The organism is Pseudomonas crudilactis, assembly GCF_013433315.1.
GTDB classification, from domain to species: domain Bacteria; phylum Pseudomonadota; class Gammaproteobacteria; order Pseudomonadales; family Pseudomonadaceae; genus Aquipseudomonas; species Aquipseudomonas crudilactis.
In genome coordinates, this window is record NZ_WXVV01000065.1 from 1 (window position 1) to 469 (window position 469).

The following is a 469-nucleotide window of genomic DNA, read 5'->3' on the forward strand; positions in this document are numbered from 1 at the left end:
GGTCAGCTTGTGGCCGCTGGAAGTGTGCTGGAAGTGGTAGTGAATCCCCTCCTCCTCGCACAGGCGCTGGATGAAATCCAGGTCCGACTCGTCGTACTGCACGCAGTAAATACGCTCGGGGTAAATCGCGCTGAGCTGGAAGTGGTAGTCGCTGGCGAGGATGCCGTGTTCTTCCAGCACCTGACTGATGATCTGCTGCACGGTCATCTGCTGGAAGATGCGCTGATTGACCCGATGCGCAAGGTACGCCAGTTGCGGGCGCAGGGAGATCTTGTAGCGGGTCAGGCGCTTGCCCGCCTCGCCCTGGGCGATGCTGTAGACCAGCCCGTGAATGCCCGTGCCGCTCGGCGACAACTGCAGAAACGCCAGTTTGTGCAGCACGCTTTCGAGGTTGATCGAGGCCTTTTCGCTGACCAGTTCCAGCTCGAATTCGAACGGCGTGTTGAGGGCCTCACGACCGGTGAACGAC

1 protein-coding gene is annotated in these 469 nt (G+C 60.3%); it reads right to left on the reverse strand.

The window, feature by feature from the left end:
- Window positions 1-469: type VI secretion system tip protein TssI/VgrG (tssI, locus tag GTU76_RS29810; RefSeq protein WP_180700267.1), on the reverse strand; the 469-nt coding region annotated here is incomplete at both ends.